Source organism: Flavobacterium sp. WC2421 (assembly GCF_040822115.1).
Classification (GTDB): domain Bacteria; phylum Bacteroidota; class Bacteroidia; order Flavobacteriales; family Flavobacteriaceae; genus Flavobacterium.
This window is the reverse complement of the sequence record NZ_CP162004.1, coordinates 2881461-2895861: the sequence shown is the minus strand read 5'-3', so window position 1 is coordinate 2895861 and position 14401 is coordinate 2881461. Positions and strand designations below refer to the sequence as shown.

The 14401-nt window shown below is 32.3% G+C and carries 13 protein-coding genes; 7 read left to right on the top strand and 6 right to left on the bottom strand.

Features of this window, described 5'->3' with window-relative positions:
* Window positions 1-55: 55 nt before the first annotated feature.
* The 3 genes from AB3G33_RS12405 to AB3G33_RS12395 all read right to left on the bottom strand — a co-directional run bounded on the left by AB3G33_RS12405 (window position 56) and on the right by AB3G33_RS12395 (window position 2462).
* Window positions 56-925, bottom strand: coding sequence for a nucleoside phosphorylase (locus AB3G33_RS12405; RefSeq protein ID WP_367769967.1), 870 nt, complete (start codon window positions 923-925; stop codon window positions 56-58).
* A gap of 68 nt (window positions 926-993) precedes the next feature.
* Complete coding sequence (locus AB3G33_RS12400) at window positions 994-1323, bottom strand: translation initiation factor (RefSeq protein WP_367769964.1); 330 nt, start codon at window positions 1321-1323, stop codon at window positions 994-996.
* Window positions 1324-1511: 188 nt separating this feature from the next.
* Window positions 1512-2462, bottom strand: coding sequence for an isopenicillin N synthase family dioxygenase (locus tag AB3G33_RS12395; protein ID WP_367753133.1), 951 nt, complete (start codon window positions 2460-2462; stop codon window positions 1512-1514).
* 174 nt (window positions 2463-2636) lie between these two features.
* Between AB3G33_RS12395 and AB3G33_RS12390 the strand changes: the two genes are divergently transcribed.
* Both AB3G33_RS12390 and AB3G33_RS12385 read left to right on the top strand, forming a co-directional pair.
* Window positions 2637-4613, top strand: a complete 1977-nt coding sequence (locus tag AB3G33_RS12390; protein WP_367769962.1) for a thiamine pyrophosphate-dependent enzyme — start codon at window positions 2637-2639, stop codon at window positions 4611-4613.
* Between the two features lie 69 nt (window positions 4614-4682).
* Entirely contained in the window at window positions 4683-6431 is a 1749-nt protein-coding gene (locus AB3G33_RS12385) for a DUF885 domain-containing protein (protein ID WP_367769959.1), read from the top strand.
* 33 nt (window positions 6432-6464) lie between these two features.
* On the opposite strand, the gene AB3G33_RS12380 is transcribed toward AB3G33_RS12385, so the two are convergent.
* Window positions 6465-6605 carry a hypothetical protein gene (locus AB3G33_RS12380; RefSeq protein WP_367757991.1) on the bottom strand — a complete coding sequence of 47 codons (141 nt, stop codon included), beginning with the start codon at window positions 6603-6605 and terminating at the stop codon, window positions 6465-6467.
* A 94-nt stretch (window positions 6606-6699) separates the two neighbouring features.
* A complete protein-coding gene (locus AB3G33_RS12375) occupies window positions 6700-7593 on the bottom strand; it encodes a LysR family transcriptional regulator (protein WP_367769957.1) in 894 nt (297 codons plus the stop codon).
* A 96-nt stretch (window positions 7594-7689) separates the two neighbouring features.
* Between AB3G33_RS12375 and AB3G33_RS12370 the strand changes: the two genes are divergently transcribed.
* Together AB3G33_RS12370 and AB3G33_RS12365 are read left to right on the top strand one after the other, a co-directional pair.
* Window positions 7690-8283 carry an NAD(P)H-dependent oxidoreductase gene (locus AB3G33_RS12370; protein ID WP_367769954.1) on the top strand — a complete coding sequence of 198 codons (594 nt, stop codon included), beginning with the start codon at window positions 7690-7692 and terminating at the stop codon, window positions 8281-8283.
* Between the two features lie 2 nt (window positions 8284-8285).
* Window positions 8286-8576, top strand: coding sequence for a putative quinol monooxygenase (locus AB3G33_RS12365; protein ID WP_367769952.1), 291 nt, complete (start codon window positions 8286-8288; stop codon window positions 8574-8576).
* Window positions 8577-8641: 65 nt separating this feature from the next.
* Here AB3G33_RS12365 and AB3G33_RS12360 read toward each other — a convergent pair whose 3' ends face one another.
* Window positions 8642-10186, bottom strand: coding sequence for a hypothetical protein (locus AB3G33_RS12360; RefSeq protein WP_367753122.1), 1545 nt, complete (start codon window positions 10184-10186; stop codon window positions 8642-8644).
* A 154-nt stretch (window positions 10187-10340) separates the two neighbouring features.
* Here AB3G33_RS12360 and AB3G33_RS12355 point away from each other — a divergent pair, with 154 nt between their 5' ends.
* The 3 genes from AB3G33_RS12355 to ilvD are packed head-to-tail and all read left to right on the top strand — an operon-like array spanning window position 10341 to window position 14375.
* The gene (locus tag AB3G33_RS12355) at window positions 10341-11516 is read left to right on the top strand and encodes a 2-isopropylmalate synthase (RefSeq protein ID WP_367753120.1); all 1176 of its coding nucleotides are present in this window, start codon (window positions 10341-10343) and stop codon (window positions 11514-11516) included.
* A 23-nt stretch (window positions 11517-11539) separates the two neighbouring features.
* Entirely contained in the window at window positions 11540-12655 is a 1116-nt protein-coding gene (leuB, locus tag AB3G33_RS12350) for a 3-isopropylmalate dehydrogenase (RefSeq protein ID WP_367774143.1), read from the top strand.
* A gap of 46 nt (window positions 12656-12701) precedes the next feature.
* The gene (gene ilvD / locus AB3G33_RS12345) at window positions 12702-14375 is read left to right on the top strand and encodes a dihydroxy-acid dehydratase (protein WP_367769949.1); all 1674 of its coding nucleotides are present in this window, start codon (window positions 12702-12704) and stop codon (window positions 14373-14375) included.
* Window positions 14376-14401 lie beyond the last annotated feature (26 nt).

The following is a 14401-nucleotide window of genomic DNA, read 5'->3' as shown; positions in this document are numbered from 1 at the left end:
GTAGCGTAGCGGACACAAGAGATATAGCGGATAGCAGGTACTAGCTCCTAAAAAATTATAGGGTAGCGATTTTATCTAAAGTATAAGCAATCAATTCATCGACTGCTTTGTAAGGATCTTCGCTAAAAGTTCCCGAAGCGCGATTAGCAATTATAGCATTTAGCGATAGGGCATTGTGTCCTAAAAGCGCCGAAAGACCATATATTGCAGCGGTTTCCATCTCTAAGTTGGTAATCCTATTTTCTTCAAATTTAAAATTATCCATTTTAGAATTTAGCTCTTCATCTTGAATGTTTAAACGCAATACACGTCCTTGCGGTCCATAGAAACCACCAGCTGTTGCTGTGATTCCTTTGTGTATTTTGTCGCTTTCAATTATTTTTTCTAATACCTCAGAACAGGCAATTACATACGGTTTTCCCTTGCGTAAATCCCAATTCGTATGACTTACAAAAGCATCTTCCATGGTTTTATTAGAAACTTCGTCAATCAAGTAGGAGCGGAGCATGTTGTCCAGACCTAAACCAAACTTAGACATCACAAAACTATCTACTGGAATATCTGCCTGTAAAGAACCCGAAGTCCCAATACGGATAATATTTAGTGTAGTTAAATGGTCTTTTGGTTTGCGCGTTTCTAAATCGATATTGACTAGGGCATCTAATTCGTTAATTACGATATCTATATTATCTGGACCGATTCCGGTTGACATTACAGTAATTCTTTTGCCTTTGAAAATACCAGTTTGGGTTTTGAATTCTCTTTTTTGGGTAGAAAATTCAATGCTGTCAAAAAACTGAGTAATTTTCTCTACCCGGTTTTGATCCCCTACAAAGATTATATCATGTGCGATATGTTCTGGTTTCAGATTCAAGTGATAGACACTTCCATCTGGATTTAATATTAATTCTGATGATTGTATCATTAAGATTTTTGTTTAAAGTTTAAGGTTTCAAGTTGCTCAACTGAGCACTAAATTACTGAATCCTTTTTTTAGCCCCCAACACGTTTTACTTTGAAGCCTTTTAATTTCAATATTTCCATTATTTTATCACGGTAATCTCCTTGAATAATGATAGAATCGTCTTTAAAAGTACCACCAACGCTCAGTTTTGTTTTAATTTCTTTAGCTAAGATTTTAAAATCCTCATCGGTTCCTTCATAACCTTCGATTATTGTGGTGGCTTTGCCTTTTCTTTTTTCGAATTTACAAATCATTGGTTCTTTTTGAACATATAATTCATGTGGCACTTCTTCTATTTTTTCTTCTGGGCCAGGTTCGTGATTAGGGAAAAGGTTTTTTAATTGGTCTTGTAAGTCCATATTTTATTTTTTAATTGAAATTGGATAATTGAAGATTTAGAAAAATCTTTAAGGAATATAATTAATTCGCTTAAATCCGTTTAAAGCTGCGTTATCCGCGTTCTATTTCTTTTAATTTAATATTTATAAAAAGAAAAAAGACATTAAGTAAACTCAATGTCTTTTATTACTAGAAGTAAAATTAGGAATTATTTTTTGATTAATCCTAAATCTACTAGACGTTCGTACAAGTAATCACCAGCAGTAATATCTTCAAATTGCTTTGGATGTTCTGCATCAATACAGTTTTCTAAACAATTCAATGGCATATCACTCACAGGGTGCATAAAAAATGGCACCGAATATCTTGAAGTTCCCCATAATTCTCTAGGTGGATTCACCACTTGGTGAATGGTAGATTTCAATTTGTTATTCGTGTGACGAGACAACATATCACCTACATTTATTACTAATTCATCTGGTTCAGCGATGGCATCAATCCAATCTCCGTTGTGGTTTTGAACTTGAAGTCCTTTTCCTTGCGCTCCCATTAATAAGGTGATCAAGTTGATATCACCATGAGCAGCAGCGCGAATAGCATTTGCAGGTTCTGTAGTAATAGGTGGGTAATGAATAGGTCGTAAGATTGAATTTCCATCTTTGGCATAATTGTCAAAATAGAATTCGTCTAAACCCAATCGCAATGCTAATGCTCTCAAAACGTAAACTCCCGTTTTTTCCAGCATTTGATACGCTTCTTTACCTACAACATTAAATCGAGGTAATTCTTTTACTTCGACATTTTCAGGATATTCTGAAGCATATTTTGAATTTTCACTCACATACTGACCGAAATGCCAAAATTCTTTCAAATCTCCTTCTTTTCTTCCTTTTGCATGTTCTGTACCAAAAGAAACGTAACCACGCTGACCTCCAATACCTGGAATCTCATAACTGCGTTTCGTTTCTAAGGGTAAAGAGAAAAAATTTCTAATTTCACCATACAATTCTTCTACCAATTGATCATTTAAAAAATGACCTTTTAGTGCTACGAAGCCAATATCTTCAAATGCACTTCCGATTTCATTTACAAATTTTTGTTTACGTGCCGGGTCATCCGACAGGAAATCACGCAAGTCAACACTAGGAATGTTTTGCATACTTTAAAATATTTTTTAATAACTTAGAAGGCTTCAAAAGCCTAACTACCACAAAGGTATTGAATAATTTTAGAAAAGAATTTCAAAAGTTATAAACAAAATAAAATAATATAACAAATTTAATCAAAACTGTTATATTTTTCTATCTTTGAATTGCCTAATAAAACTATAAAAATGAACTTTGATAGACAAAACCTTACTGACGAAACCTTATTAGATTTATACAAAAGAATACTTAAACCACGACTTATTGAGGAGAAAATGCTTATTCTCATTCGTCAAGGAAAAGTATCTAAATGGTTTTCAGGAATTGGACAAGAAGCTATATCGGTAGGAGTTACTGCCGTTTTGGACCCTGATGAATACATTTTACCAATGCATCGAAATCTAGGTGTATTTACCGGTAGAAACATCCCTTTATATCGTTTATTCTCGCAATGGCAAGGAAAAGCAAATGGATTTACTAAAGGTAGGGATCGAAGTTTTCACTTTGGGACGCAACAATACAAGATTATTGGAATGATTTCCCATTTAGGGCCACAGCTAGGAATTGCTGATGGAATCGCCTTAGCCAATAAACTAAAGAAAAACGGAAAAGTTACTGCCGTTTTTACAGGAGAAGGAGCAACCTCAGAAGGAGATTTTCATGAAGCTTTGAATATTGCTTCAGTTTGGGAATTACCCGTTCTATTTGTCATTGAAAACAATGGATACGGACTTTCGACTCCTACTAATGAGCAATACCGCTGTGAAAACCTGGCTGATAAAGGGATTGGATACGGCATGGAAAGCCATATTGTGGATGGGAATAATATACTTGAAGTGTATAATTTATTGTCTGAATTGAAAGCTTCCATGAAAATAAATCCACGTCCCATTTTGCTAGAATTCAAAACCTTTAGAATGAGAGGGCATGAAGAGGCAAGTGGAACTAAATATGTACCACAAGAATTAATGGATCATTGGGCAATTAAAGATCCTGTTGAAAATTACCGAAAATATTTAAAAGAAAATGGAATCCTAAATGATGATTTTGACGAAACTTTACGTTCCGAAATCAAGAAAGATATTGATGAAAGTTTGGCTTTGGCCAATGCTGAACCAGAAATAGAATATTCAGAAAGTGAAGAATTAAATGATATATACAAACCATTTGTATATGAGCAAATTAAACATTCTGAACAAAAAGAAAAAATACGCTTTATAGATGCGATTTCAAGCAGTTTAAAGCATTCTATGGAGCGTCATGATAACTTGGTTATTATGGGGCAAGATATTGCTGAATATGGTGGAGCTTTTAAAATAACAGATGGATTTGTAGCACAGTTTGGAAAAGAACGCGTAATCAATACGCCTATTTGTGAAAGCGCTATAGTTTCGGCTGGAATGGGATTATCAATCAATGGACACAAAGCAATTGTAGAGATGCAATTTGCCGATTTTGTTTCGACTGGATTTAATCCAATTGTAAATTTGTTAGCTAAATCGCATTACCGCTGGTTAGAAAAAGCCGATGTTGTGGTGCGTATGCCATGTGGTGGTGGAACCCAAGCTGGACCGTTTCACTCCCAAACGAATGAAGCTTGGTTTACTAAAACACCAGGATTGAAAGTGGTATATCCTGCTTTTCCTTATGATGCTAAGGGATTATTAAATTCTTCAATCAACGATCCAAATCCAGTTATGTTTTTTGAGCACAAACAACTGTATCGTTCCGTTTACCAAGAAGTACCTACAGACTATTACACTCTGCCATTAGGGAAAGCAGCTTTATTGAAAGAAGGAAATGAAGTGACTGTTATATCTTTTGGAGCTGCAGTACATTGGGCTTTGGATACATTAGAGAAAAATCCAACTATTTCAGCTGATTTATTGGATCTAAGAACGCTACAACCACTGGATACTGAAGCTATTTTCAAATCAGTGAAGAAAACGGGAAGAGTCATTATTTATCAAGAGGATTCTATGTTTGGAGGTATTGCTAGTGATATTTCGGCAATGATAATCGAGGAATGTTTTAAATACTTGGATGCTCCTGTGAGGCGAGTAGCAAGTTTAGACACGCCAATTCCGTTTACAAAAATACTGGAAGATCATTATTTGCCGAAAGGCCGATTCGAAAAAGAGTTAGTAGCGCTTTTAGCTTATTAATATTAGAATACAAAATGCCGTTCATTGAACGGCATTTTTTATATCTTTATTTTTTTGAAATGACTTAATATGAAAAAAATACTTTTCCCAATTCTATCACTTCTTCTCGTGTTTTCCTGTAATAAAAAGCCAAAAACAACAGAAGGAATCAACTTAAATGAGAAATTCGAGCATTATAAAAAAGGATATGTAACCACTTTATGGGATGTTTATCCAGATTGGGCATCTAGTCAAGGGTATCATAAATTAGATAGCGTATTGGTCGCTTCAGATTCGGTTTACTTAAAAAAGCAGTTAGACTTTGCTCATTCACAACTAGATTCCATTCAAAATTATCCACTAGAAAATCTTTCAGATCCTAATATAATTGATTATTATATTATCAAAAATCAGCTACAAAGCACTATTTTTAAAATAGACAAACTTAAATCCTATCAATGGGATCCCTCTGAATATAATGTATGTAGTGCCTTTGCATCGATATTAAGTGGGAAATACGATTCATTGGAGTCTCGATTACATAATTTTAATTTAAAAATGAATGGAATTACGGCCTATTATGAAGCGGCCAAAATAAATATTAAAAATCCAACTTTAGAACATACAGCACTTGCCATTGCTCAAAATCTAGGAGGAATTTCTATTTTTGAAAAGGATTTAAATACCGCTTTAAGCAAAAGCAAATTAGGAGATTCAGAGAAGAAAGAAATAAAAGACAAGGCTAAAGTAGCGGTTAACGCAATTGTTACCTATACGGATTGGTTGAAAGATTTAGATAATAAAACACCTCGTTCTTTTAGATTGGGAGCTGATTTGTACAAAGAGAAATTTGAATTAGACATTCAATCGAGTTATAAGGCGGATACCATTTTTAAAAAAGCAGTGGATCATAAAAAGGAGTTGCATCAAAAAATGTATGCTTTGGCCGACAAATTATGGGTAAAATACATGAAAGAAACTCCGAAGCCAACTGATAGTTTATTTCTTATAAAAACGGTAATAGATAAGATTTCGTTACAACATACTACACCTGCTAAGTTTCAGTCGGCTATAGAGAAGCAAATTCCAGAACTGATGGCTTTTGTAAAAGAAAAAGATTTACTTTATATAGATCCGTCAAAACCTTTACTAGTGCGCAAAGAACCTGCTTATATGGCCGGAGTTGCTGGCGCTTCCATTTCGGCACCAGGACCATATGATAAAAATGCAAATACCTATTACAATGTGGGAAGTATGTCTGGTTGGAGCGCTGATAAATCTGAAAGCTACTTAAGGGAATACAATGATTATGTATTGCAAATTCTAAACATTCATGAAGCCATTCCGGGGCATTATACGCAACTGGTCTATAGCAATCAATCCCCAAGTTTGATTAAATCTATTCTGGGTAATGGAGCTATGATTGAAGGTTGGGCTGTATATGCAGAACTGATGATGTTAGAAAATGGCTATAAAAACTCAGATGAAATGTGGTTGATGTATTACAAATGGAATTTAAGAACAACTTGTAATTTAATTTTGGACTATAGTGTACATACTAAAAACATGAGCAAGGAAGAAGCAATGCATTTGTTAGTAGTAGACGCTTTTCAACAACAAGCAGAAGCAGAAGGGAAGTGGAATCGTGTAAGTTTATCGCAAGTTCAATTATGTTCTTATTTTACAGGGTATACTGAAATATATGAATTTAGGGAGATGCTAAAAAAAGAACAAGGAGCTCACTTTAATCTAAAAAATTTCCATGAAAAATTTCTGAGCTATGGCAGTGCTCCTGTAAAATTCATAAAAGAACTGATGCTAAAAGACCTTAAAAAATAACTCATTTATGATATGTAGGTAAGTTTTAGAATTCTAAAACTTACCTAAAATCCAATATAGAATTATAAATAAAAGAATAGTTCCAAAGCAACCACCACCTAATTTCTTGGCACCATAGCCAGCTAAAATTGTTTTAAAAAAGCCATTCATATCTTTTAGTTTTAATGTTTTCATAAAATTAATAATTTATTGAATACAAAAAAGAAGAACAGTAAATATTGAAACAAATAGCTAAATTTATATAAAAGAAACAGGGAATTATATTGGTTTATTCTAATTCCATAAAAATTTTCTTTATCAAATTAATCTCTTCTTCATAGATCGTTTTCTTTCTGGTAGCAAAATAAAGAATGTTTTTTAAAGGGGTTTTTCCTTCCCAGATAAGCTTTACGGAACCATTTTCTATTTCTTTACGACATAGAAAATCGGGAACCACAGCCAATCCTTTACCACTGCTTAAACAACGGACTATCGAGTTTATGTTTGGAACAATATAATTTGGTCTAAAATCAGGGTATTTATTGAAATTTAACTGCCAAAAACGGCGTAAATGCTCCATGTCTCCAGTAGTTCCATACCATTTTTGTTGTTTTAGCCAAAGTTCCAAGTTTTCAATACTTTGATTTTGTTCAATTTCTTTGAATTCCTCGTTATCAATTTCATTTCCGCCTACAAGAACAATCGTTTCAGATGAAAATGCTTGGTATTCAATCGTATTTTTAATAACCATTTGGGGGGTAATTATTAAATCTAAAATTCCTTTTTCAAGATTTTCTACCATTTCAGGATATTCACCGAATTGGATAATAACATTAAAAGGTAGCGCTGAGATGTACTGCTCTAGTGTAATTTGAAATGTTTCAAAACACATTCCTACACTAATTGTTGGTGTGTTTTTTTCGGTACTTCTTTGAAAATTTTTTTCTGCTTCTTCGAGTTTTGTTAGCGCATCTATTATAAAATTATAAAGGACTTTTCCTTTTTCGGTAGGAATCATTTTTCTTCCAGTCCTGTCAAACAATTTGTAACCTACATAATTTTCAAGAGAACTTAAATGTAAGCTTACGCCAGGTTGCGAAATAAACAAAACTTCGGCTGCATGGGTCAAAGTTCCAGTTTTATATATTGCTTTAAAAGTACGGTACCATTCTAAATTGATCATATTCTATTATAATTATAATACAAAGGTATGAATTAAGTTATTTTTATAATAGTTATGACTGCTTTAAATTTGCATCATAAATTATTCAACAAAATTATGAGAAAAATATTTATAATAAATGGTGGTCAAAAATTTGGTCATTCAGGAGGTCGATTTAATGAAACAATTGCAAATGAAACGGCTTCGTTTTTTCAAAATCATTCGGATTTTGAAATAAGAACTACTAATATTAATGAGGAATATAATCCTGCAATCGAAGTTGAAAACTTCGTTTGGGCGGATGCTATTATATATCATACCCCAATATGGTGGTTTCAATTGCCTCATGGGTTTAAAAAGTATATAGATGTTGTTTTTACCGCTGGACATGCCAAAGGAATTTATAGAAGTGATGGACGATCATCAGAAAACCCAACAATAAACTACGGAACTGGTGGAATGCTTGATGGTAAAAAATACATGGTTACTAGCTCTTGGAATGCACCTAAAGAAGCCTTTACTTTGCCTGGAGAATTTTTTAATCAACAAAGTGTTGACGATGGAGTTTTATTTGGTTTTCATAGAATGAACGCTTTTACAGGAATGAAACCCTTACAAAGTATTCATTTTCATGATGTTGAAAAAAATGCCGATATTGAAAAAGATCTAAATTTGTATCAAGAACATTTAACTAAACTATTTTTAAATTAATTATGAAAATACATTTAACAGTACTACTTAAAAGTAAAGCAGAAAACATTGAAGAATTAAAAAGTAAATTGAAAGAATTGGTTATTCAATCAAATAAGGAAGTGGCTTGTTTGCAATATGATTTACATCAAAGTAAAAAAGATCCTTCAGTATTTATTTTTCATGAAATTTGGGAAGATCAGGCAGGATTAGACATTCATAATAACCAAAGTTACATTAGAGATTTTTTTGCAATATCAAAAACACTTTTACAAGATACGCCTATTGTTCATAGTACTTCAAGGGTAGAGTAGGTAATTAAAAAAAAAGCACTTTTGAAACGTATTCAGAAGTGCTTTTTTCATGGAGAAAATTTTAATTAACGATTGATTAATTTGGCTTTTTCTTTCATAATATCAGCTATTTTTCTATTTTCAATTTTGCTTTCTAGCCAAGAAATAATATCTAAGTAGAGAAAGGCTCTTTTTTCATAAGTATTTTTCTCCAATTCAATAAAACGTTCTCTCATTTTTATAAATTCTTTTTTAATATCACCTGGATATAATGAATTTAAATTCTTCAAAAATCGAATAATTTCTTTTTGCACTTCATGCAAATCATTCATTTTTAATAAGAATTTATAAGTTGATTTTAATTGAGTTTCTAAATTAAAGTCTTTACCCATTTCATAATGAACTATCAAATAAAGCAAACGCGCAAAGCACATCAAATCTTCACGCATGATAAGATTCTTATTGTTTATTATTTTTTCCAAATAGTAAATTGATTCTGCATACTTTTCTGTACCAAAATAAATACAAGCAATTTTATAATAAAACATCATTTCGTGATGTTCATCAAGGTGTTCATTGTGAATTTGAATTTTTTCCAAAATCTCTGGAATTAAGTATTCACTTTCATCAAATGTACCTTCTAGAATATGATAGTTTAATTTATTATTATATAAATATAAAAAAGAAAGAGAAGCAATATTGTCATTTACTGGAAAACGAGAATCATGAATTGTTTCTTCTAATAAATCAAGGTATTTTTTAAACTTTGATTTGTATTTCAACATGAAAAATGATTCTAATAAATAATGGTTTCCTTTTAGGAAAAAGACAGGATTTAAAAAAATCATATTGGGATTGTCGTAGAAAAGAGTTACCCATTTATAAGCATATTTATAACTGGCTAAAAAATCTTGAACTAAAAAACTACGCCATAGATTCGCATTGTAAAACCAATATTTTTCACGAAAGCCAAATTTGTTTTCATCAAATTTAGAAATGTGTTTATTAAAATAATCGTCTATATATTTGTATTCTTCATCACTTTTCACGTATCCAGTTTTAAGCATGATACCATAGAGTTGCAAAGATAAATTAGACAATTTACTGGAAATAGTATTGCGATAATTCAGTTCTTTAGCTTGAATTACTAATTCATCTGCACGTCCTTGAATACTTCGGGTGATATATTGGGATTCGATTAGTTTCTCAAATTCAACAATTTCAAAAGCCATGTATTTTTCATCATTTTCAATGGCTTGTTGTTTTGTTTTATCTAATATTTTTAGACTTTGTTTGTAAAGTCCTTTGTTGTAAAGAATTGCAGCGAAATCAATTTGCTCCCTTAATTGATAACGAATGTTTTGGCTAGGGATGTTCAGTCTAATGCTTACTAAAATTTGCTTATATAAATAGGACTTGAGATTTGATAATTGTACTTTTTTAATAATCCCACTTTTCAAAATAAGTTTCTCATCATAGACTTCAGATTTGTCTAAAATGTTAAATAATTCTATGAACTTTGTATTTGAACTCGTCTCAAGTCTGCTAGCAAATATCTTAAATTGTCTTTTTTCAGACTTAGAAAGGGATTTTATTAGTACAAATAAGAAATCTTTTTGATGGTTAGCCATTGTAAAATATAGAAGCTTAATTAGTTGTTTTTCAGTTACTTACAAAGTATTTATATGCTTTATAAGCAGTATATTTCATTAAATTGAGTTTTATTTTAAAGTAATGAAATCTATTTTTGTTATCGAGATGTGAAATTACATTAAATAAATGAAAATGAATAGAGAGAAAGTTCAAATTTTTGATACCACTTTAAGAGATGGAGAACAAGTCCCTGGATGTAAATTAGACACCAATCAAAAACTAATTATAGCAAATAGATTAGATGAAATGGGTGTTGATATTATAGAAGCTGGGTTTCCTGTTTCAAGCCCAGGTGATTTTTTATCTGTTTCTGAAATCAGTAAAGTTGTTAAAAACGCTACTGTTTGTGGATTAACTAGAGCTGTTAAGAATGATATTGATGTTGCTGCAGCGGCTTTAAAACATGCAAAAAAACCTCGTATCCATACTGGTATTGGTACATCGAATTCACATATAATCCATAAACTCAATACAACAAGAGAAGATATTATTATAAGAGCAAAATTTGCAGTTTCTCATGCTAAATCATATGTAGAAGATGTTGAGTTTTACGCTGAGGATGCAGGTAGAACGGACAATGATTTCTTAGCTCGAGTCTGTGAGGAAGTGATTAAATCCGGTGCTACTGTATTGAATATTCCGGATACAACAGGATATTGCTTACCAGAAGAATATGGTGCTAAAATAAAATATTTAAGAGAGAATGTTAAAGGAATTGAAAATGTAATTCTGTCCTGTCATTGTCATAATGACTTAGGAATGGCAACAGCAAACTCTATTTCGGGAGCAATAAATGGAGCTAGACAAATTGAATGTACTATAAATGGAATTGGGGAAAGAGCTGGAAACACAGCGCTTGAAGAAGTGGTAATGATTTTTAAACAACATCCTTACTTAAATTTATATACTGATATTGACACAAAACAATTAAACGAAATGAGTCGTTTAGTTTCTGAAAGTATGGGTATGATTGTTCAGCCGAATAAAGCGATTGTAGGAGCCAATGCTTTTGCTCACAGTTCTGGAATTCATCAAGATGGTGTGATTAAGAACAGAGCAACATATGAAATCATGGATCCACTTGAAGTTGGTGTAAATGAATCTTCAATTGTATTGACTGCCAGAAGTGGAAGAGCAGCATTAGCTTATAGAGCAAAAAAAGTAGGTTATGAACTTACTAAAGTGCAATTGGATATTATATATATCGAATTTTTAAAATTTGCTGATATTAAAAAAGAAGTTTTAGATGATGATATTCATCAAATTATTGAAGCGTGTAAAATACAAAGTGATTTAATCAGAAATTAATAATCTTTATACCTAATCATATGATAAAATTAAAAATAGCCGTATTAGCTGGTGATGGTATAGGACCAGAGGTAATTTTACAAGCCAAAAAGGCATTAGGTGCTATTGCTTTAGTATTTGGTCATGAATTCACTTTTGAAGATGCTTTAATTGGGGCCGTTGCTATTGAGAGAACTGGAAAACCATTACCAGATCAAACTTTAAATTTGTGTAAAAATACAGATTCAATTTTGTTTGGTGCCATTGGCGATCCTATGTATGATAATAATCCAGAATCTAAAATACGTCCTGAGCAAGGTTTATTAAAACTGCGTAAGGAATTGGGTTTATATGCGAATATTAGGCCTATAAAAGCATATCCAAAATTAATGGATGCATCTCCTATTAAAAAAGAAATTCTTCAGGGAACGGATTTTGTCATTTATAGAGAATTAAATGGAGGAATGTATTTTGGTGAAAAGAAAACAAATGAAGAGGGAACATATGCTTCTGATCTTTGTGAATATAATGAAGATGAAATTTCTAAAATAACACATCTAGCCTTCAAATCGGCTCAAGAAAGACGCAAAAAAGTAACATTAGTTGATAAAGCTAACGTATTAGAAACATCCCGTTTATGGAGAAAAGTAGTTCAAAGAATTGCAAAAGAATATCCAGATGTAACTCTAGAGTTTTTGTATGTAGATAATGCTGCAATGCAATTAATCTTAAACCCGAGACAATTTGATGTTTTACTAACTGATAATTTGTTTGGTGATATATTATCAGATGAAGCTAGTGTAATTGCAGGTTCTAAGGGTCTTATGTCATCTGCATCAGTAGGTGAAAAATATTCGCTTTTTGAACCGATTCACGGAAGTTATAATGAAGTAAAAAATAAAAATTGTGCCAATCCAATTGCTTCAATATTATCAGCTGGAATGTTATTAGAACATTTTGGACTTGTAAAAGAATCAGTAGCTGTTTTTGAAGCAGTAGAAAAAGCAATAGTTAATCAAATTGTTACAATTGATTTAAAAGTGAATTCTAAATTTGGTACTAATGAAGTGGGTGATTATATCGCAAATTACATACTTAGTAAAGGTGATTTATATTTTAAAATGGATAATGTGAATTTAGGGCAATCAACAATTGTATAGCTTTAAAAATTAAATTAAAAAATACATATACAAATAGACATATATAATGGAATTAAATAAATATAGTAAAACCATAACTCAAGATGAAACGCAACCAGCTTCTCAAGCTATGTTGTATGGAATAGGTTTAACAGAAGAAGATTTAAAGAAAGCACAAGTTGGAATTGTAAGTATGGGGTATGAAGGAAATACCTGTAATATGCACCTAAACGATTTGGCTAAAGATATAAAAACAGGGGTTTGGGCAGCTGATTTAGTTGGTTTGATTTTTAATACTATTGGTGTAAGTGATGGTATCTCTAATGGTAATGAAGGAATGCGTTTTTCATTGGTTTCTAGAGATGTAATTGCTGATTCTATTGAAACAGTTATGGGGGCACAATGGTACGATGGTATGATTGCAGTTCCTGGTTGCGATAAAAATATGCCAGGCGCTTTAATGGCTATGGGTAGAGTAAATCGCCCTTCTATTATGGTTTACGGTGGATCAATTCATCCAGGAAAGTGGAAAGGAGAAGATTTGAATATTGTTTCGGCTTTTGAAGCATTAGGGAAAAAATTCAGCAACACCATTACACCAGAAGATTTTAAAGGAGTAATTCAAAATGCTTGTCCAGGTGCAGGTGCATGTGGTGGTATGTATACTGCAAACACGATGTCATCAGCAATAGAAGCTTTAGGAATGAGTTTGCCATATAGTTCTTCTAATCCTGCTTTGAGTCCAGAAAAGAAACAAGAATGTGCTGATGCTGGTCGCGCCATCAGAATATTATTAGAAAAAGATATTAAGCCTAGAGACATCATGACTCGTAAAGCATTTGAAAATGCTATTACAATAGTTGCTGTTTTAGGAGGTTCTACAAATGCGGTAATGCATTTAATTGCAATGGCGCATTCAGTTGATATTGAAATTACTTTAAAAGATTTCCAAGATATTAGTGATAAAACTCCATTGCTAGCTGATTTAAAACCAAGTGGTAAATATTTAATGGAAGACTTACATAATGTAGGTGGTGTTCCAGCAGTAATGAAATATTTATTGAAAGAAGGTTTCTTACATGGTGACTGTTTGACAGTAACAGGGAAAACTATAGCGGAGAATTTAGCATCAGTCCCTAATTTAAATGATGGTCAAGATGTAATACATGAAATTCATAAAGCATTAAAACCAACAGGAAATATTCAAATTTTATACGGAAATCTTGCAGAAGAGGGTTGTGTAGCCAAAATTAGTGGTAAAGAAGGAGAATATTTTCAAGGAACAGCGATAGTTTATGAAAATGAATTCGATGTAATTACAGGGGTACAAGCTGGAGAAGTTAAACCGGGTAATGTAGTCGTCATTAGGTATTGTGGTCCAAAAGGAGGCCCTGGAATGTCAGAAATGCTTAAACCAACATCAGCGATTATGGGAGCTGGTTTAGGAAGTTCAGTTGCTTTAATTACTGATGGTAGATTCTCTGGTGGTTCACATGGTTTTGTTGTAGGACATGTTACTCCCGAAGCTTTTGAGGGTGGAGGTATAGCTCTCGTCAAGGACGGTGATACTATTACTATCGATGCTGTGAAAAACACTATTAATCTAAAAATAACAGAGGATGAGTTTGCAGCTCGAAAAGCAAGTTGGGTTCAACCTGCTTTAAAAGTGAATAAGGGAGTTTTACTGAAATATATACGATCAGTTTCAAGTGCATCTGAAGGATGTGTTACTGATAAATAATTTACAAAAAAAAAGTGGAATAGTTT